Source organism: Halosolutus sp. YCN4 (assembly GCF_059736495.1).
Window position 1 is genome coordinate 406,641 of record NZ_JCASSM010000004.1, and the last position, 19,105, is coordinate 425,745.

Annotated in this window: 19 protein-coding genes and 1 pseudogene; 5 read left to right on the plus strand and 15 right to left on the minus strand. The window is 65.7% G+C overall.

Going from position 1 to position 19,105, the window contains the following annotated elements:
* Positions 1-86: 86 nt before the first annotated feature.
* The 4 genes and pseudogenes from AC6I6X_RS16710 (at position 87) to AC6I6X_RS16725 (ending at position 2,792) form a co-directional block, all read left to right on the plus strand.
* Entirely contained in the window at positions 87-470 is a 384-nt protein-coding gene (locus AC6I6X_RS16710; RefSeq protein WP_497931663.1) for a DUF7541 family protein, read from the plus strand.
* A gap of 39 nt (positions 471-509) precedes the next feature.
* Positions 510-749 (plus strand): annotated as a pseudogene (locus AC6I6X_RS16715) (DUF6684 family protein); the annotation flags it as partial.
* A 292-nt stretch (positions 750-1,041) separates the two neighbouring features.
* Positions 1,042-1,356 carry a DUF7520 family protein gene (locus tag AC6I6X_RS16720; RefSeq protein ID WP_497931664.1) on the plus strand — a complete coding sequence of 105 codons (315 nt, stop codon included), beginning with the start codon at positions 1,042-1,044 and terminating at the stop codon, positions 1,354-1,356.
* A 302-nt stretch (positions 1,357-1,658) separates the two neighbouring features.
* Positions 1,659-2,792: a DUF1214 domain-containing protein gene (locus tag AC6I6X_RS16725; protein WP_497931665.1), complete on the plus strand. Its 1,134-nt coding sequence runs from the start codon at positions 1,659-1,661 to the stop codon at positions 2,790-2,792.
* Between the two features lie 164 nt (positions 2,793-2,956).
* On the opposite strand, the gene AC6I6X_RS16730 is transcribed toward AC6I6X_RS16725, so the two are convergent.
* From AC6I6X_RS16730 to AC6I6X_RS16740, 3 genes are all read right to left on the minus strand, one after another.
* On the minus strand, positions 2,957-4,657 hold the full coding sequence (locus AC6I6X_RS16730; RefSeq protein WP_497931667.1) for an acyl-CoA mutase large subunit family protein: 1,701 nt from the start codon (positions 4,655-4,657) through the stop codon (positions 2,957-2,959).
* Positions 4,658-4,801: 144 nt separating this feature from the next.
* Positions 4,802-5,545, minus strand: a complete 744-nt coding sequence (locus AC6I6X_RS16735; protein ID WP_497931668.1) for an SDR family oxidoreductase — start codon at positions 5,543-5,545, stop codon at positions 4,802-4,804.
* A 119-nt stretch (positions 5,546-5,664) separates the two neighbouring features.
* On the minus strand, positions 5,665-6,471 hold the full coding sequence (locus AC6I6X_RS16740; protein WP_497931669.1) for a CBS pair associated ParBc domain-containing protein: 807 nt from the start codon (positions 6,469-6,471) through the stop codon (positions 5,665-5,667).
* 144 nt (positions 6,472-6,615) lie between these two features.
* On the opposite strand from AC6I6X_RS16740, the gene AC6I6X_RS16745 reads away from it, so the two are divergent.
* A complete protein-coding gene (locus tag AC6I6X_RS16745) occupies positions 6,616-6,849 on the plus strand; it encodes a hypothetical protein (RefSeq protein ID WP_497931670.1) in 234 nt (77 codons plus the stop codon).
* 40 nt (positions 6,850-6,889) lie between these two features.
* On the opposite strand, the gene AC6I6X_RS16750 is transcribed toward AC6I6X_RS16745, so the two are convergent.
* The 12 genes from AC6I6X_RS16750 to AC6I6X_RS16805 are packed head-to-tail and all read right to left on the minus strand — an operon-like array spanning position 6,890 to position 18,929.
* Entirely contained in the window at positions 6,890-8,368 is a 1,479-nt protein-coding gene (locus AC6I6X_RS16750; RefSeq protein ID WP_497931671.1) for a DHH family phosphoesterase, read from the minus strand.
* Between the two features lie 49 nt (positions 8,369-8,417).
* A complete protein-coding gene (locus AC6I6X_RS16755; RefSeq protein WP_497931672.1) occupies positions 8,418-9,986 on the minus strand; it encodes an NADH-quinone oxidoreductase subunit N in 1,569 nt (522 codons plus the stop codon).
* A complete protein-coding gene (locus AC6I6X_RS16760) occupies positions 9,986-11,512 on the minus strand; it encodes a complex I subunit 4 family protein (protein ID WP_497931673.1) in 1,527 nt (508 codons plus the stop codon). The genes AC6I6X_RS16755 and AC6I6X_RS16760 overlap by 1 nt, the downstream gene beginning before the upstream one ends.
* On the minus strand, positions 11,509-13,551 hold the full coding sequence (nuoL, locus tag AC6I6X_RS16765) for an NADH-quinone oxidoreductase subunit L (RefSeq protein ID WP_497931674.1): 2,043 nt from the start codon (positions 13,549-13,551) through the stop codon (positions 11,509-11,511). The genes AC6I6X_RS16760 and nuoL overlap by 4 nt, the downstream gene beginning before the upstream one ends.
* Before the next feature lies 1 nt (position 13,552).
* Positions 13,553-13,858 (minus strand): NADH-quinone oxidoreductase subunit NuoK, encoded by a 306-nt coding sequence (nuoK, locus tag AC6I6X_RS16770; protein WP_497931675.1) that lies wholly within the window; start codon positions 13,856-13,858, stop codon positions 13,553-13,555.
* Positions 13,855-14,298 carry a hypothetical protein gene (locus tag AC6I6X_RS16775; protein WP_497931676.1) on the minus strand — a complete coding sequence of 148 codons (444 nt, stop codon included), beginning with the start codon at positions 14,296-14,298 and terminating at the stop codon, positions 13,855-13,857. The genes nuoK and AC6I6X_RS16775 overlap by 4 nt, the downstream gene beginning before the upstream one ends.
* Positions 14,295-14,561, minus strand: a complete 267-nt coding sequence (locus AC6I6X_RS16780; protein WP_250141331.1) for an NADH-quinone oxidoreductase subunit J — start codon at positions 14,559-14,561, stop codon at positions 14,295-14,297. The genes AC6I6X_RS16775 and AC6I6X_RS16780 overlap by 4 nt, the downstream gene beginning before the upstream one ends.
* A gap of 38 nt (positions 14,562-14,599) precedes the next feature.
* Positions 14,600-15,061, minus strand: coding sequence for a NuoI/complex I 23 kDa subunit family protein (locus AC6I6X_RS16785; RefSeq protein ID WP_250141330.1), 462 nt, complete (start codon positions 15,059-15,061; stop codon positions 14,600-14,602).
* Entirely contained in the window at positions 15,058-16,146 is a 1,089-nt protein-coding gene (locus AC6I6X_RS16790) for a complex I subunit 1/NuoH family protein (protein ID WP_497931677.1), read from the minus strand. The genes AC6I6X_RS16785 and AC6I6X_RS16790 overlap by 4 nt, the downstream gene beginning before the upstream one ends.
* Position 16,147: 1 nt before the next feature.
* The gene (locus AC6I6X_RS16795) at positions 16,148-17,815 is read right to left on the minus strand and encodes an NADH-quinone oxidoreductase subunit D (protein WP_497931678.1); all 1,668 of its coding nucleotides are present in this window, start codon (positions 17,813-17,815) and stop codon (positions 16,148-16,150) included.
* On the minus strand, positions 17,812-18,519 hold the full coding sequence (locus AC6I6X_RS16800) for an NADH-quinone oxidoreductase subunit B (RefSeq protein ID WP_497931679.1): 708 nt from the start codon (positions 18,517-18,519) through the stop codon (positions 17,812-17,814). Before AC6I6X_RS16800 ends, AC6I6X_RS16795 begins: the two co-directional genes overlap by 4 nt.
* The gene (locus AC6I6X_RS16805) at positions 18,516-18,929 is read right to left on the minus strand and encodes an NADH-quinone oxidoreductase subunit A (protein WP_497931680.1); all 414 of its coding nucleotides are present in this window, start codon (positions 18,927-18,929) and stop codon (positions 18,516-18,518) included. Before AC6I6X_RS16805 ends, AC6I6X_RS16800 begins: the two co-directional genes overlap by 4 nt.
* Between the last annotated feature and the right edge of the window lie 176 nt (positions 18,930-19,105).

Here is a 19,105-nt window from a genome sequence, read left to right on the forward strand (position 1 = left end):
GTCTCCGATTCTGTCACGGATCCGTGACTGTCGTCACCGCCGACCTCCGGGACCAGTTACTACTACGGGGCCGTGGTAGGGTGCGTATGGCCGATCACACCACCCGGACCGACGGCCGGACGACCGCGAGTCCGTGGCCGTTCCTGCTCGCCGTCTCCCTCGTCCTGTCCGAGGTCGGCATCCTCGTCGGTCTCGTCCCCCTCGCTGTCGGCGGCCTCGTGCTGTTCGTGGCCAGCGTCGCCGGCTTCGTCACCGAGTCGAACCACGTGACGAGTCCGTGGCCGATCGCGGCGGGTCTCGGGACGGTCTTCGCCGCCGGCGGCACGTTCCTGTGCGCCGTCGGGACCGACCTGCTGACGATCGCCGGTAGCGACGCCCTCGTCGGACTGGCGACTCGGGGAACCGCGATCGCTGTCGCCGGCGCGCTCGCAGTCCTGGGGGCCGTGATCGGGCGCTATCGTGACGGATGAACGGCTACCGAACGCACTCCACAGGCGACACCACCACCAATGAGTCGACGAGCCTTCGACACCGAAATCGCGATCGACCTCGCAGTCAACGCCATTCCGCTGGCGATCATCCTGTTCTTCGTCGCCACCTTCGCGGTCTTCAACCCGTGGGGGGTCGACCCGCTCCAGTCGGGCCTCCAGTTCGCGATCCTCCTCTCGATCGCCACCGTGCTCGCGATCGCGACCGGTCTGGCGGCCCGGGTGATCGAGACCGATCCGCGGACCCGGGGCGAGTCGGCGTCGGTGATCGACGGCGGCGACTCGGCACCGACGGTCGACGACGGCGACGCTGGGGACGCGATCGACGGCGTCGAATCGGCGGCCGGGGTCGAGGAAGGCGATTCGACCGACCGGGAGTGACGGGGCAGCCTCGCCGCTCGCGTACTCAGGTGGCGATGAGGACGTACCCCGAGACGGCCATCAGGAGCGCGATTCCGACCAGTACCAGGCCGAACAGTTCCTTCTCTTTCACGGTTTCCGTATCACCGAAAACGGACAAAAAGCCTCTGCCACGCGCACTGACCTGTCACCGATGACGTCGGATCGAGCCTCCGATTCCGTGCGGTCCCGGACTGCGGACGGAGCCGAGACGCGGTCGCTCGCGGGCCGCCGCGTCGTTGTCGGACTGGGCCTCGCGCTCGTCGCCGTCACCGCCGCGTTCGGGGCGGTGCTCGGCCACGCGCTTCCCGCACGATCCGGCGTGGAGACGATCGCCCTCGCCGGGGTCTCGATCGCAGTCTCGCCCGTGACGATGGCGCTCTACGGGGGTCTCGCGGTGGGAACGCTCCTGGCAGTGGGTCTGCTGGCACTACACATCGTGTCGCGGTTCGACGAGAACGCGGTGTGAGCGCGGGTCGCGGACGGTAGCGCGGGTTCCGGACGCCGTCTGTCGGAGTCGATCCCTTCCGTACTGTCGCCCGATCCGCGGGGATTCGTCGATACCGGGAAGTTCGACCGCTGCGATACCGCAAGGACCCTTCGACAGGGGCAGGGTATCACGCACTCGAACGGGCGGTTATCGTACTGCAGACATTGTCATCGAAGCAATAAATTATGGAAACACATCATCCCCGTATTATGTTGATTGCGGGTGTGGGGGCCTGTGAGTCCGTCCCAGCCGCTACCGTGGGACACTCGAGAGGCACGAGCATGACGGATAAGCCACGATACACATCGGCAGAATCGGACGCCGAATCGATGCGGGCGACGCGCCGAGCCGCGCTTCGCGGAGCGGGACTCGCCGGCGTTCTCGCGATGGGCGTCGGCAACGCCACCGCCGACCAAGACGCCGCGGGATCACCCGCCCAGCGGGTCCGACAAGACGCGTCGGAAGATGGCGAGCCAGTCCCGGTAACGTGGGAGAACTACCCGCGCGCAGAGTCCGACACGTATCTCGCGCGATACGCCGAACTGGGTGGGTTCGGGGAATTCTATCACCTCCGAGAGCTGGTCCCCATCGACCAGCAGGACGTCATCCAGATGAACCGCGATACGCTCTACTCGGCTGGCGTCTTCGATCTGACCGAGCCGGTCACCGTCACCCAACCGGACACCGGTGACCGCTACCAGTTGCTGATCGTCATCAATCAAAATAACTACTTGCGGGGATCGTCAACGACCGCCGGCGAATACACGCTGACAGAGGACGAAGTCGGGACGCGGTACTGTCTGGTCCTGGTCCGAACGTTATTCGATCCGAACGATCCGGACGACGTCGAGACCGTTGACGCCATCCAGGACGAGATCACGGCGAGTCAGGAATCGATCGGGACGTTCGAGATCCCCAACTGGGATCAGGAATCGCTCGAGGGAATCCGAGAGGCGCTCATCACTGTCGGAGAGACTATGGACGACTCACGGGGCGTGTGGGGCGACGCCGACGAGGTCGATCCCGTCAAGCACCTCCTCGGCACCGCGATCGCCTGGGGCGGAAGTCCGGAGACGGACGAGTTCGTCCTCTGGCGAACGCCCGAACAGAACGACGGCGACACGCCATATACGCTCACTGTCGAGGACGTCCCCGTCGACGGGTACTGGTCGGTCACCGTCTACAACAGCGACTGGTACCTCGAGGAAAACGAGTACGACGCGTACGCAGTTAACAACGTGACTGCACAGCGGGATGACGACGGCAGCGTCACGATTCACTTCGGCGGTGACCCCGACCAGCCGAACTTCCTCTACACGCCGGAGGGCTGGAACTATACGGTCCGACTGTACGGTCCGCGCGAGGAGATTCTCGACGGGAGCTATCAGTTTCCCGAGGCCGAACCGATCGAGTGACGAGTGCGCTGATACCAGTCGTCAGGGACGCTAGAGCCTGAATCAACGCGATATCGAGCGCCGACCTGGCGAACGTCGGCCCGGCGAACGTCGACTCGGCGTCTATCGATCCCGACAGCAGGGGGAGAGCGATTCCGAGGCGAGCAACGGCGCTCGTGACCGATTCAGGCCAGTCCGATCTCCTCGCTGTAGGCGCCGTGTGCGTCCTCGAACACCTGCATGATCTCGCCCATCGTCGCGTACGCCTTGACGGCATCGACGATGTACGGCATCGTGTTCTCGCCGCGATCGATCGCGGCCTGAAGTTCGTCGAGCGCGTCTTCGACCGCGTCGTCGTCCCGATCGGCCTTGACGTCCTCGAGGCGGGCGAGCTGGCGTTCCTTCGTACTCTCGTCGATCTGGAGGATGTCGGGACTGGTGTCCTCCTCGAGCGTGTACTTGTTGACCCCGACGACGACCTCCTCCTCGCGTTCGACGCGTTCCTGGTACTCGTAGGAAGCTTCCTGGATCTCGCGGAGGAAGTAGCCGTCGTCGATGCCCTGCAGGATGCCGTCACGGACGGAGCCGTCGCCCATGTCGCGGATCTCCTCGAGGTAGCGCATCGTTCGCCGTTCGGTCTCGTCGGTGAGCGCCTCGACGGCGAAACTCCCCCCCATGGGGTCGACGATGTCCGCGGCGCCGGACTCCTCGGCGATGATCTGCTGGGTTCGGAGCGCGACCCGGACCGCCTTCTCGGAGGGCAACGCGAGGGCCTCGTCGAAGCTGTTGGTGTGAAGCGACTGGGTGCCGCCGAGGACGCCGGCCAGCGCCTGGATCGTCACCCGGACGACGTTGTTCAGCGGCTGCTGGGCCGTCAGCGACTGGCCGGCGGTCTGGGTGTGGAACTTGAGGCGCTTCGACTCGGCCTTCTCGGCACCGTACCAATCGTCCATCACTTGCGAGTAGATCCGTCGGGCCGCCCGGTACTTGGCGATCTCCTCGAAGAAGGAGTTGTGACAGTTGAAGAAAAAGGAGAGCCGGGGGGCGAACTCGTCGACGTCGAGGCCGCGATCGATCGCGTCCTCCACGTAGCCGAAGCCGTCGGCGAGCGTGAACGCGAGTTCCTGGACGGCGGTCGACCCCGCCTCGCGGATGTGATAGCCCGAGACGGAGATGGGGTGGAACTTCGGCGTCTCCTCGGTGCTGAACTCGACGACGTCCGTGACGAGGTCGAGCGAGGGTTCCGGCGGGATCACCCACTCCTTCTGGGCGATGAACTCCTTGAACATGTCGTTCTGGAGGGTGCCCCGGATCTTCTCGCGCGGGACGCCCTGCTGGTCCGCCAGCGCGACGTACATCGCGTAGATCACCGGCGCGGACGGGTTGATCGTGAAACTCGTCGAGATCTCCTCGAGGTCGATCCCGTCGAAGAGGATCTCCATGTCCCGGAGCGTGTCGACGGCGACGCCCTCCTTGCCGATCTCGCCCTGGCTCATCGGGTCGTCGGAGTCCAGGCCCATCAACGTCGGCATGTCGAACGCCGTCGAGAGCCCGGTCTGGCCCTCGTCGATCAGGTAGTGAAAGCGCTCGTTGGTCTCCTCTGCGGTCCCGAAGCCGGCGAACTGGCGCATCGTCCACGTCCGTCCGCGGTACATCGTCGGGTACGGGCCACGAGTGTAGGGCTCTTCGCCCGGGAAGCCGAGATCCTCGAGATAGTCGAGGTCGGCGACGTCGTCGGGCGTGTAGAGCCGATCCACTTCGAGGTTCGAGACCGTCGCGAATCGATCCTGGCGCTCCCCGTGGCGCTCCAGCACGGGATCGAGCGTCTCTTCTTCCCACTCCGCCGTGGCCTCCCGGATCGATTCGAGGTCCTCGTCGTCGTACATAATCGCAATTTTTGCCGGGCCGAGCATTAAGGATTCCGGGACCTGCTGGCACGCCCCACGTCGCCGGTGCCTCGTACGGATTGTTGTCCGCCAGTTTCGACGCCCCCGCAGACGGATCGCGGTTGCGTCGTACAGCAGTCCGTATCAGAGGCGCATCCGATCGCTATCGGCCTGGACGCGATCGAACGCCCAGTCGACGTCGACGAGATTCGACGGCGTCCCATCGAGGCCGTCCCGGCTGACGACCTCGAACGTCCGGTTTCGCGCCTCCGGGGTGAACGGCGCTGCGGCCAGGAGCCGCGCCAGGTCGGTTCGGGCGATCGATCCCGACACCGAGTCGCCGCCCTCGCCGATCAGCAGGTCGCCGGTCGGCGGCGCGTCCGTCAGCTTTCCGGGCCGAACGATCGTGTAGTCGAGCCCGGACCGCCGGATCGCTGCCTCCGCGTCCTGTTTCGCCTTCAGCGAGCCGCGGATGAGGAGTCTGGCGGGGAGGGAGAGTCCGGGCTTCGAGTTGCCGACCCCGATCGCGCTGGTGTGGACGACGTGGGAGACGTCCTCGCTCACCGTCGCGGTCAGGAGGTTGAGCACGCCGGTTCGATCGACGAGTTTGCCCCCGATCGTGTGGCGGTAGCTCGGCGGGGTTCCGAGCGTACAGTAGACGGCGTCACAGTCCTCGACGGCGGTGACGGCGTCCGCGGGGTCGAAGAAGTCCGCCACGACGACCTCGTCCGCGCCGAGACGCTCCAGGGTCTCGACGGCGGCGTACGATCGGGTAGTCGCGCGGACGGTGAGGTCGGTCGGGCGGAGGACGGACAGCAGTTCGGTGCCGGTGTCACCGGTTCCGCCGGCGATCAGGACGCGATCGACGGTTGCTCCAGTGGTAGTCATCAGGGAGGGTACTCTCCCGGCGGGGATAACCCTCACCAGTCGTCACGCCGGGCGACAGTCGCCGAGACGAACCCGATCTGGTCATGCGAAGGCGAGCGGACCGTGAGCGGAGTGAAGCCCTACTCGCCGGACTGGAGCCGTTTCGTCGTCTGGACGAGCGGGTGGCGGGCGTAGTCGACGACCTCGATGTCGTCGATCTGCTCGAGATTTTCCTTTTCGGCCGTCTTGGCCATCCCGAGGTCGACCTCGTGGTCGACGACGATGACGTAGGCGTCCATCTCGTCGATCGAGAGGCGGTCCGCCGCGAGCACGCGGTGGTGGCCGTCGGCGAGCAGGAGCGTCCCGGCGTTGTCGATCACGACGAGGGGTTCGGCGAGACCGTGCTCCAGTTCGTACCGTCGCCCCTCGAGTTCGTCGGCGTAGACCCGGCCCTGGGTGGGCGTGAGTTCGTCGAGCGGAACCGTGCGACGTTCCTGGCTGAGCGTCACGTCGTGAATCTGCTCGAGCGTTCGCATCAGTTTCCCGACCTTCTCGGGGGTCGCCCGCTCGATCTGGCTCCGGATCACGTCCGCGTTCGAGATGATGCCGACGAGGTTCCCCGCGTCGTCGACGACCGGGAGTTTCTGGATCCCCGATCGGAGGATGACCCGGGCCGCGTCGGTCACCTTCATTTCGGGGTGGGCGACGAGCAGGTCGGTCGTCATCACCTTGAAGATCGGGTCGCCGTCGTCGGCGAGCAACAGGTCCCGGGAACTGACGAACCCTTCGACCCGACGGCGTTCACAGACCGGGAACCCGCTGTGCTTGTCGCTCTCGGCGATCCGCTTTGCGACCGCGCCGACGGTCGCGTCGGGCGAAACCGTCGCCACGTCGCGCGTCATGTACTCCTCGACCCGGGGTTTGCTCTGTTCCGACGCGATCTCCATGCCCACAGATTGGGCGTCGGCGAGCAAAAGTACTGTCCTGTCGGCGTCGACGACTCCCCCAGCCATCGCGGATTGTGCCCGTGAGAGAGACGGCCCGCCGACCGTCATCCGAACGATTTTGTCACCATCGTCGGTAGCGGACGTATGTCCAGTGCTCACCCGCCCGAAAGCGATCTCGTCGCGTACGCCATCCTGCTCGGTCTCGGACTGTTGACGATCGGCGTCGGCAGTCTGGTCGGGGCCCTCCTCTTCGGAATTCCGGTCACCGTCGTGGGCCAACTGCTCGGCGACGTCGCGTCGCTCGTCGTTTCCCTCCTGTTCCTGTATCTCTTCTACAGGCTCGTTCTCGCCATGGAACGCATCGCCAGGAAGCTCTAACCCAGTTCGAGCGATCGATCGTAGCGCGTGTCCCGGGAGATCAGGACGTCTCCTCGTCCATCGTGAACAGCCACTCGCTCGTCCGCGTGTAGGTCCCGACCGGGATACCCGGCTGGGTCCGGATCGCCTCGAAGAACCGGTTGGTAATGACCTCCTCGACGACGCTGACGATCGAGTCGACCTCCTCGTCGCCGTCGGCGCTGGCGAGGATGCCGATCTCGAGTTGCGCGCCGGCCATGTCGGCGTGGCCGCCCGCGCTCCCGATCTGGTCGAACGCGTCCCGGAGCGTCTCGCCGAGGTCGACGTCGCCGGCCCGCGACCGGGCCGACAGGAACGCCATCTCGTCCATGAACCCGAAGACGAGCGTCGTCTCGACGCCCTCCATCGCGAGCAACTGGTCGGCGGCCTGCGGCAGGGCGTCGCGGTTCCCGATCCGGCCGACGCTCGCGACCGCGACCGAACCGCGCTGATCCCGGTTCTTGATCGCCCGCGCGATCGTCTCCAGGGTCTCGCCCTCGATCGTCGGCTGTTCGATCTGGTGCAGGACGCTCGTGTCGACGTGGGGCCACAGCATCGACGCGGCGTTGAAGTCCGCGGCGGACACCTCGCGGGTGAAGTCGTTCGTGTCGACGCGGATGCCGTACAGTAGTGCCGTCGCCGTCGCCGGGTCGAACGGGACGTCGAACCGATCGAGATACTCCGTCAGAACGGTACTCGTCGCCCCGACGTACTCTCGAAGGTCGACGAACTCGGCGGGGACCGGCCCGCGGGGTGGGTGGTGGTCGATGACGATGTCGGCGTGGAGGTCCGCCGGCAGTTGGTCGTTGACCCCGGGCCTGGAGTGATCGATCAGGGCGAACGCCTCGTACTCCGACAGGGAGTCGTCCGACCCGAGATTCCGCAGATCCAGATCCAGCAGGTTGACCATCGCCCGGTTCTCCTGGTGGGAGATCTCGCCGTAGTAACAGGCGTCGGCGTCGACGCCGACCGACGCCGCGATGTCGACCAGCGCGACTGCGCTCGCGATCGCGTCCGGGTCCGGGTTGTCGTGCATCATCACCCCCAGTCGACCGTCGATCGTCTGCAGCTGCGCCCGGAGTTCGATGGCGGCCTCGGCGGACGTGGTCGTGGTCTCCGCGAGCACCTGGTCGACCATCGCCGCTTCGGCGTCGACGACGTGGTCCGCGAGGGCGCGACACTCCCGGCGATCGGTTTCGGACGCGTTCCCGCCCATGTAGACGACGATCGAGGACGACGGAAACGCCGCCCGGGCGTGTTCGAGTGCGGCGCGGTTGACGTCGGTCCGGTCGGCGGCCACGAAGATCACGTCCGGCGTCTCGAGGCCGTCGATCACCGATCGATCGGTGGGATCGCCGCGGCGCGCCGGGATGCTCTCGTCGCGCAGGGTCTCGACCGTACGCTGATCCTCGGTGATCACGAGGAGGCGGTCCCCGTCGGGGAGTCGTTCGACGACCCGTCTACCGACGGACCCACACCCGAGCACCAGCCGGAAAACCATATATCGCGGCTTGCGAGCGCGACGGGTAAAAGCTACCGGGTCGACGACTTCAGCCGAGAACGGCGGCCGCCGCCTCGGATGCGGTCTCGGCGACCGGTCCGAACGCCGGGAGCAGGACGACCGTCATCACCGCCGCGACGACGATCGCCGCGTAGAGCGCGGTCGGCTGGGTGAGCGCGTCGCGTTCGACGATCGGCTCTTCGATCCAGACGGCCTTCACCAGCCGCGAGTAGTAGTACAGCGAGAGCGCGCTGTTGACCACCAGCGCCGCGGCGACGACGAGCATGGCGGTGGTGCCGACCTGGAGCGCCCCGGTGAACAGGAAGTACTTGCTCCAGAAGCCACCCAGCGGCGGCACCCCGGCGAGGCTGAACATGAAGATGCCGAGGGCGACGCAGGCGACCGGTGCCCGGTTCGCCAGACCGCCGTAGTCCTCGAAGGTGCGACCGACGCCCCAGTGTTCGGCCAGCGCGACGAACAGGAACGCACCCGTGTTCATGAAGCCGTAGACCAGCAGGTGCATCATCGCCGCGCTCATCACGACCTCGCCGCCGTCGGCCGTCACACCGGCCAGGCCGATCAGCACGTAGCCCGCGTGGCCGATCGAGGAGTACGCGAGCATGCGCTTGACGTTGTCCTGGGTCGCCGCCGCGAAGTTCCCGACCGTCATCGTGACGATTGCGAGGATGACGAAGGCCCAGGTCCACTCGATCCCGATCACCTCGGTCGTCGCCTCGAGCGGGAACGCCGTCGTGAACACGCGGAACGCGATCACGAAGCCGGCGGCCTTCGAGGCCGACGAGAGGAACGCCGAAATCGGGGCCGGCGCGCCCTCGTAGGCTTCGGGCGCCCAGAAGTGGAACGGGACGCTCGCGGTCTTGAACGCGAAGCCGCCGACGAGCATCAGGATGCCGAGTCCGAGCAGGCCGCCCAGTTCGGCGACGTCGTGGCCCGAACCCGGCGCGACCCCGCCTGCGACCGCGTCGGAACCGCCAACGATCACGTTCGCGATCGCGTCGAGTTGGAGGCTCCCGGTCGCGCCGTAGACGAGGCTGATCCCGTAGACGAAGATGGCCGACGAGAGCGCGCCGATCAGGAAGTACTTCAGGCCGGCCTCGACGCTCCCGCGGTTGTCCTTGAGGATCGAGACGAGCGCGTACGACGGCAGGCTCGACAGCTCCATGGCGATGAAGATCGTCACGAGGCTGTTCGCGGTCGCCATCGTCGCCATCCCGGTCGCCGCGAGCATGATCAGCGAGTAGTACTCGGCCTGGTAGGTGTGATCCTGCAGGTAGTCGTAGCTCGCGACCGAGACCAGCGCCGTCACGATCGCGACGATCATCGTGAAGTACAGCGCCAGGCCGTCGACGACGAGTTGCCCGTCGAACAGTTCGATCGCGCCGGTGCTCTCGACACCGGTGGCGCCGACGCCCGCGGCGATGAACCAGGCGGCGACGCCGAGCGACGCCAGCGAACCGGCGGTCGCGGTCCCCGCCAGCAGGGCCCGGTTCGTCGATCGAGGCGAGACGCTATCCATGAGGAACAGTACCATCGCGGTCCCGACCAGGAGCAGGACGGGTGCGAGCGCCGTCCACTCGGGGAGTTCGAGGAGTGCCATTACAGTTCACCTCCGTTTTCGATAATCGGTCCGACCGCGTCCGCGATCCTCTCGAGGATCAGGTCGGGTGCCACGCCCAGCAGAATGATCAGTCCGAGCAACACGAACATCGGCGCGACGTCGTGCAGCGGGGCATCGGACACCTCGTAGTCGGTCTCGAGGTGGTAGGGACCGAAGACGGTCCGCTGGAGCGCAAAGAGCAGGTAGCCGGCGACGATGACGATGCCGAACATCGCCAGCGCCGTGACCAGCGGTGCGTACGGGAAGTCGGCCCCGAACGAGCCGAAGAAGATGTAGAACTCGGCGGCGAAGCCGCTCATCAGCGGCAGTCCCATGTAGCCGAACGCGCCGGCGACGAGGATACCGACGGCGACGGGCATCCGATCGGCCAGCCCGGACATGTCGGTGACCATCCGGGTGTGGGTCGCGTTGTAGACGACGCCGACGGCCATGAACATCAGCCCCGAGATGAGGCCGTGCGAGACCATCTGGAAGGTCGCACCGCCGACGCCCCACTGGGTGTAGGCGATCAGTCCGAGGATGACGTATCCCATCGACGAGACCGACGAGTAGGCGACGATCCGCTTGAGGTCGGTCTGGGCCAGCGCCAGCATCGCGCCGTAGATGACGCTGATCACCGCGATCGCGGCGATCGGCACGGCGAAGGCCTCGACCTGGTCGGGGAACATGGTGAAGTTGAACCGGAGCAGCGCGTAGGTCCCCATCTTCAGCAGGACGCCCGCGAGCAACACGGAGGCGGGCGTCGGGGCCTCGACGTGGGCGTCGGGAAGCCACGTGTGGAACGGCACCACCGGGACCTTCACCGCGAATCCGAGGAACATCGCGACGAAGACGATCGAGGCGAGGCTCGTGCCGCCGACGCCGAGGAAGCCCTCGGGGCCGCCCGCGAGCATCGCGCTCGCGATCTCGGGCAGGGCGAAACTCGTGACGCCGTCGCCGAGGCCGAACACGAGCGCGACGAACGACCCGAACATCACGAGCGACGCCACGTTCGTGTAGACGAAGAACTTGATCGCCGCGTACTTCCGGCGCGGGCCGCCCCAGACGCCGATCAGCAGGTACATCGGGATCAGCACGGCCTCCCAGAAGACGAACCAGAGGAAGAAATCCAGCGCGACGAAGACGCCGATCAGGTTCGTCTCGATGAACAGCAGGAGGCCGTAGAACTGCGATTCGCGCTCGTCGATCGGCGTCCACGAACTCACGATCGCCAGCGTCGTCAGGATCGTCGTCAGCACGACCAGCGGCAGGGAGATGCCGTCGAGGCCGACGAACCACGAGATCGTGTAGTCGCCGAACTGGAGCCACGCGGCCTGCGATTCGAACGCCAGGTCGCCGTCGAGCAGGGCGTTCCCGCTGCCGTCGAAGGCGGCGAACAGCCAGAGGCTGAGCCCCGCGGGAACGAGGCTGATGGCGAAGGCCAGTTTGCCGGCGATGCGATTCGGCGCGACGAACGTGACGAGCGCGCCGACCAGCGTGACAGCGATGAGTGTCTCGATCATCATAGGAACCACCCGCCGAGATATCCGAGCACCAGCAGTAACAGGATAAAGCCGGTCACCAGCAGTGCCGCGTAGTTCGTCACGATCCCCGTCTGCAGTCGCTTCACCCGGTCACTGCCGAACAGGCTGACGGTCGAGATACCGTTGACGGCGCCGTCGATCGCGGTCTGGTCGAAGCGATCGGCCGCACGAGCGAGCGGGAGCGTCAGGCCCTCCGCGAGCCAGACCTGGTACTCGTCCTGGTAGTAGTTGCTCCGCAGGAGGTCGTACGCGGCGCCGAGTTTCGTCGTGTGGCGCGTCGGTTCGGGAACGTTGTACAGGGTGTGGGCCGTGAACGCGCCGGCCAGCGCCAGTCCGAGCGAGAGGCCGGCACCGAGCACCAGCGTGAGCGTCTCGGAGCCGATCGCCCCTTCCTCGAAGGGAACCGTCTCGTGGTAGGCGTGGTAGGTCAGGCCCTCGACGGCGCCGTACTCGCCGTCGAGCCAGAACTCGAGGTACGTGATGTCCACGCTGGCGAGTTTGGCGATCGGGGCGAGGTTCACGAGGCCGGCCACCGTCGCGAGGACGCCGAGGACGACCAGCGGGGCCTTGATCGACCAGCCCACCGCGTGGGGGTCCTCGGCCGTCTCGGTCCGCGGTTCACCGTGGAAGGTCAGGAAGACCATCCGGAAGGTGTAGAAGCCGGTGAAGAAGACGGCGACCAGGCCCATCGCGTAGGCCGCGAGGATGACCGGTTCCTCGAGGCCGACGATCAGCGCGTCGTAGAGGACCTCGTCTTTCGACCAGAAGCCCGAGAACGGGACGATCCCCGCGAGCGCGAGTGCGCCGGCGAGGAACGTGTAGTAGGTGACGGGCGCTTTGTCCTTCAGGCCGCCCATCTCCCACATGTCCTGCTCGTGGTGCATGAGGACGATGACGGACCCGGCGCCCAGGAAGAGCAGGGCCTTGAAGAACGCGTGGTTCATCAGGTGGAAGACCCCGGCGACGTAGCCGCCGACGCCCAGTCCGAGCATCATGTAGCCGTACTGGCTGATCGTCGAGTACGCCAGCACCTGCTTGATGTCGTCCTTGACGACGCCCATCGTCGCCGCGAACAGCGCCGTGAAGCCGCCGACGAACGCGATGATCGCGAGCGCGGTCGGGCTGAGTGCGTAGTAGCCGTACATCCGGGCGACGAGGTAGACGCCGGCCGCGACCATCGTTGCCGCGTGGATCAGCGCTGAGACGGTCGTCGGACCCTCCATGGCGTCCGGAAGCCACGTGTGAAGCGGGAACTGCGCGGACTTCCCGACGACCCCGCCCAGGACGAGCAGGCCGGTGATCGTCACCCAGGTCCCGGCGTCGAAGCCGAACAGCGTCGCACCGTCGTCGATCGCCGTCTCCGCCGCGGTGACGAAGGAGTCGTCGCCGGCGAAGCCGAGCGTGCCGAACGTGGCCGCGATCGCGACGACCCCGATCAGGAAGAAGTAGTCCCCGAAGCGGGTGACGAGGAACGCCTTCTTCGCCGCCGAGGGCGCGGATTTCGTGCGGAACCAGAACCCGATCAGCAGGAACGAACAGAGGCCCACGAGTTCGAAGAACATGAACGCCATCAACAGGTTGTCCGCGTAGACGAACGCGAGCATGCTGAACGTGAAGAGGCCGAGTCCGGCGTAGTACCGCGGGAGACCGGTCTCGCCCTCGGCGTTCATGTACCCGAGGCTGAAGACGTGGACGAGGAAGGCGATCAACGAGACGATCACCAGCATCAGCGCCGAGAGCGGATCGATCAGGACCCCGAACGTGAACTCGATCCCCTGCGCTCCGGCCTCGCTCGTCGCGTCGCCGGCCGCCCACGTGTACAGCGTCTCGTGATAGGATTCGCCGCCCGCGACGGTCCAGACCATCATCAGCGAGAGCAGCAACGAGCCACCCGTCGCCGCGATGCCCGGGATCGCCCCCTTCTTCGGCAAATAGTTGCCGAAGACGAGCGCGATGACGAAGGCCGCGAGCGGGAACAGTGCGATCGCCGGAGCGAAGCCGAATGTGCCTGTGGCTGCCATCTTACCACCTCATCGTCGTCGGTACCGTGACGTCGACGTCACGGAAGTTGCGGTACAGCACCAGGATGATCCCGAGTCCGACGGCGACCTCGGCGGCGGCGAGCGCCATGGTGAACAGCGCGAACACCTGCCCCGTGAGGTTGCCGTGGTAGAACGCGAACGCGATCAGGTTGACGTTCGCCGCGTTCAGCATGAGTTCGACGGACATCAGGAACATCAGTGCGTTGCGACGCGTCAGGATGCCGAACAGCCCGATCGAGAACAGGGCCATCGACAGCAGCACGTAGTACTCGACGGCGACGCTCATCGATCGTCACCTCCCGCATCCGCGTCGACCGGTTGTTCGTCGCCGCCGTCGGCGACCGCCCGATCGGCCGGGGTGGACGCGCCAGCACCGGCCTCCGATCCGGTCCCCGCTTCCGTACTCGAGAGCGCGGCGACCGGTTCGCCCGCCTCCTCGCGTTTCGCGAGGACGAGCGAGGCGTCGAGCGCCGCGTCCAGCACGACCGCGATCAGCAGGAACGAGACGAGGAACGGTTCGCTGTCGATCTGCTGGAGCGCCGTGAGGTCGAGCAGGGCGTAGCCGATGTTCTCGGTGATCGTCGTGTCGGCCGGCGCGAAGCCCTCTGCCGGCATCGGCGCGAACGGCGTGTTCACGACGATCAGCGCCATCACCCCGAAGAGGGCGACGGCCAGAAGGCCGGGAGCCAGGGAGCCGCCGAGTCGGAGTTTCGGGCCGTTCGTCATGTCTGTACCACCTCGTCCGTGTCCTCGCGCTGGGTGAGCATCACGGCGAACGTGATGAGGATGAGCACCCCGCCCACGTAGACGAGAATCTGCATCATGGCGACGAACTCCGCCGCCAGGATCACGAAGTGCACCGCGATGCTCAAAAGCGCCACGCCCAGCAACAGCGCCGAGTGCCATGGATCACGCATGAGCACGACGCCGAGTGCGCTGGCGAGCGTGACGGCGGCGAACAGCGCGAACGCGATCAGCTCGTATGTCATTGTTGGTAGTTGCCCGTTCTCTGGGGACGGGCGACCCGTTACTGGTAATCGACCTCCCCTTCCCCTTCGCCGATCCACGCGCCCCGATCGGGTTCGCGGGACTCGAGCGGATCGATGTCCTTGTACCACGGGACGGCCTTCAGCTGCTCCTTGTTGTACACGAAGTCGTGTTTCGTGTCCGCGGTGAACTCGAAGTTCTGGGTGAGCAGGATGGCGTCGACCGGGCACACCTCCTCGCAGAGTCGGCAGTAGATACACTGGCCGATGTGGAGGTTGTACTGTTCGCCGTTTCGCTGGTCGTCCATCACGATCTGGATCGTGTCGTTCGGACAGACGTTCTCACACTGGCGACACCAGATACACCGCTCCTGACTGAACTTGTGGACGCCACGGAATCGCGGCGAGACGTCGGGTGCCGTCTCCGGGTACTCGACCGTGAAGGTCGAGCCGTCCAGCGCGTGCTTCATCGTCGTTGCCATCGATTTGAGTAGTCCGATCATACGAGTACCCCCACGATTACTGCGGTGAGCACGAGATTCGCGAAGGAAAGGACGAGCAGTCCCTTCCAGCCGATCTCGATCAACTGGTCGATCCGGACCCGCGGCACCGCCGATCGGAGCCACTGGGTCAGCAGGAACACGCCCCAGATCTTGACGATGAACCAGACGATGCCGATCTCCGCCGGGCCGGGACCGGCCGGCCCGCCGAGGAAGATCGTCGCGATGATCGCGCCCCCGAGGAAGATGTGGAGGAACTCCCCGAGGTAGATCAGGACGAAGTAGACCGAGGAGTACTCGGTCTGGTAGCCGGCGACGATCTCGGTCGGCGCTTCGGGCGTGTCGAACGGATTGCGGCCGACCTCCGCGAAGTTCGCCACCAGGAAGAGGACGAACGCGAACGGGTTGACCAGCGCGTACCACGCCGGTATCGAGACGACGCCGAGGTCGACCAGCGTCTGGGCCTGTGTCTCGACGATCGTACTCATCTGCAGGGACCCGGCGAAGATCACGACCGACATCCCCGTCACCACGAGCGGGATCTCGTAGGCGATGTTCTGGGCGACCGCACGGAGGCCGCCGAGCATCGAGTACTTGTTCGACGACGAGTAGCCGGCCATCACCAGGCCGATGCTCGCGATCCCGGCGATCGCGAACACGTAGGCCAGGCCGACCTCGGGGTCGGCGAGTTGCACGCCGCTTCCCATCGGGATCACGGCGAACCCGAGCAGCGCCGACCCCGCGACGACGATCGGCGCGAGGTCGTAGGCCGGCCGATCGGCGTTCTCCGGGATGATCAACTCCTTCGAGAGGAGGCGGACGGAGTCCGCGACGATGATCAACAGGCCGGCCGGGCCGAGCCGATTGACCGCGATCCGGTCCGTGAACGCGGCGGTGATCTTTCGTTTCGCCCACGGGCCGGCGACGCCGGTCATCGCGAGCATCAGGTTGCCGACGATGAACGCGGCGATAAACGCCGCGACGAGTTCCCCGGCGAAACCGAACCCGTCGAGACCGGTCAGTTCGCCGATCCGCTCGGGGAGCAGGACGGTGTCCTGGAGCGGCACCGCCGGAATCGTCCCAGCCATACTAGCGGTCCACCTCCCCGAGAACGATGTCGAGGCTGCCCAGCGACGCGATCAGGTCCGGGATGTACTCGTCCTGGACCATCTCCTCGAGCGCCGAGAGGTTGTGGAAGCACGGGCTCCGGATCTTGAACCGACCGGGCTTGTCGGTGCCGTCCGATCGGATGTAGATCCCGAGTTCGCCCTTCGCGGCCTCGACGGCGCGGTAGACTTCGGTGTCGGCGTCGGGCTTGAGCGTCCGCGGCACGTTGGCCTGGATCTCGCGCTCGTCTTCGGGCCACTCCTCGAGCAGGTCGACACACTGCTCGATGATCTTCGCGGACTCCTCGACCTCCTGCATGCGCACGAGCACGCGACTGTAATTGTCGCAACCGTCCTCGGTGACGACGTTCCAGTCCAGGTTCTCGTAGTAGCCGTACGGATCGTCCCGGCGAAGGTCGTAGTCGATGCCCGACCCGCGGGCGACCGGCCCCGTACAGCCGTAGTCCTTGGCGACCTCGGGTTCTAAGATCCCGGTGTCGACGCACCGAAGCTGGAAGATCTCGTTCGAGGTGATGAGGTCGTTGTACTCCGAGACCTTCGCCGGGAGTTCGTCGAGGAAGTCGCGCGTCTTCTCGAAGAACTCCTCGCGGGGTTCGGGCAGGTCCCAGGCGACCCCGCCCAGCCGGAAGTAGTTGAACATCAGGCGCTGACCCGTCAGATCCTCGAGAATGTCCTGGACGACCTCCCGATCGCGGAAGGCGTACTGGAAGACGGCGGTGAAGTCGCCGTAGACGTCCAGCGCGAAGGTCCCGAGCGCGAGCATGTGCGAGGCGATCCGGCAGAGTTCCGCACCCATCGTCCGAATGATCTGGGCGTACTCGGGCACCTCGATGTCCGCGAGGTCCTCGGCCGTGCGGGCGTAGGCCCACTCGTTCAGGAGGCCGGCCGAGACGTAGTCCCAGCGATCGGGGTAGGGCATGATCTGGTGACGGTAGGTCCCCTGCTGGCACATCTGTTCCTCACAGCGGTGGAGGTAGCCGATGTCGGGATCGACGTCGACGACCGTCTCGCCGTCGAGGACGGTCTTGACGTGGAGGACGCCGTGTGTCGCCGGGTGGTGGGGCCCGATGTTCAGGAACATCGTGTCCGACTCGGCGTCGTGGTGATCCGGTTGGATCGGGTTGGCGTGCTCCGAGAGGGTCACGATCTGTGGCTTCTCCTGGTCGTAGTCCTTCGAGAGCGGGTGGCCCTGCCAGGTCTCGGGCAGGAGGATCCGGCGCGGATCGGGATGGCCCTCGTAGTCGATGCCGACGAGGTCGAAGGCCTCGCGCTCGTGCCAGTCGGCGGTCCGGAAGACCGGTTCGGCCGACTGGCTCACCGGATCGTCGATCGACGTCGGGACGACGATCGAGACCTCCTGCGTGGGATCGGCGTACTTCTTGAGGTGGTAGATCGACTCGTACCGGTCCGTGTACTGCTGGGCGGTCAGACAGGACAGGTGATTGAAGCCGGCCTCCGCCTCGAGGTCGGCAAGCACGTCCTGGACGTCGTCCGGCCGGATGACGAAGCCGGGTGCGTTCAGGTGATCGTCGCGCCCGAGTGCGCGATCACCGATCAGGGCCTCGAGTTCGTCCTCGGTGACCTCGACGGCCCGCTGTGTCTCTCGCTCGACTCCGGTTCCCGTGCTCATGGCGAATCAGCCCAGTTGTACCGCATGACGAGGTCGTCCTCGTCGATTTCGTCTGCGAGTTTCTGTACGAGTTCGTCCCGCTCCAGGTCGCCGAACTCCTCGAGTTCGTACGGTTTGACGACCACGGGCGAGGTTTCTCCGTTCCGGATCCGCTCCTGGAGCTTCATGACGCCGTAGACGAGCGCCTCCGGTCGCGGGGGACAGCCGGGAACGTGGATGTCGATCGGGATGATTTCCTCGGCACCCTTGACGACGTTGTATCCCTCTTGGAAGGGGCCGCCGGAGATCGTACACGATCCCATCCCGACGACGAACTTGGGTTCGGGCATCTGGTCGTAGACCCGCTTCATACGGGGGCCGAACTTCGAGACGATCGTTCCGGGCACGATCATCACGTCGGCCTGCCGCGGCGAGGCCCGGGGGACCCCGGCGCCGAAGCGATCGAGGTCGTGCTTGATCGCGTACGTGTGGATCATCTCGATACTGCAACACGCGATCCCGAACTGGAGCATGAACATGGAGTTGCCGCGAACCCAGTTCATGAACTCGTCGAACTTCGTGAGGATGAACGGTGACGCGCCGAAGGCCTCACGGAGCTTCGAGTTGAAGCGATCGTCGACGCCTTCGCCCATCCGCGACTCGCGGGTGTCCGTCGACGGAGCGGTACTCTCGTAGATGTCCTGCCGTGGGTTGTCGCTACTCATGGTCGATCAGCTCCGGACTCTACCTGCCGGGGTGTCCGTGCCCACTGTACAGCACCGGTGCGCCACGCCCACGCGAGTCCGACCAGCAGGATGGCGACGAACAGCAACATCGGCCCGAGCGCGTGGAGCAGACCGTACTCCTCGGCCGCGAGCGCATCCTGGTAGACGACCGCCCACGGGAACAGCAGGACGGTCTCGATGTCGAAGACGACGAACAGAAGCGCAACCATGTAGTACTGGATATTGAACCGGATGCGCGTTCCGCCGGTCGGAACCTCGCCACTCTCGTAGGTGGCACGTTTACTCGTTTCGGGAACGCTCGGCCGCAGGAGGTACGATACCGACATCATTCCGAGCGGTATCAACAGTCCCACGAGCGCCAGCATCCCGATGGCGATCCAATCATTCATCTCCGTAACGTTCGGCACTTCAAACCGCACGCACATAAGGGTTGATTGTTCGTTTTGGGGCCGGAAACGGGCAAAGCGGCGACTTCAGTGGCCCCAGAACCAACCTGAATGATCACCACATACTATATATACCCGCTTTGGGGCTGAACGAATCGGTAGCGTCACATTACCCCGCC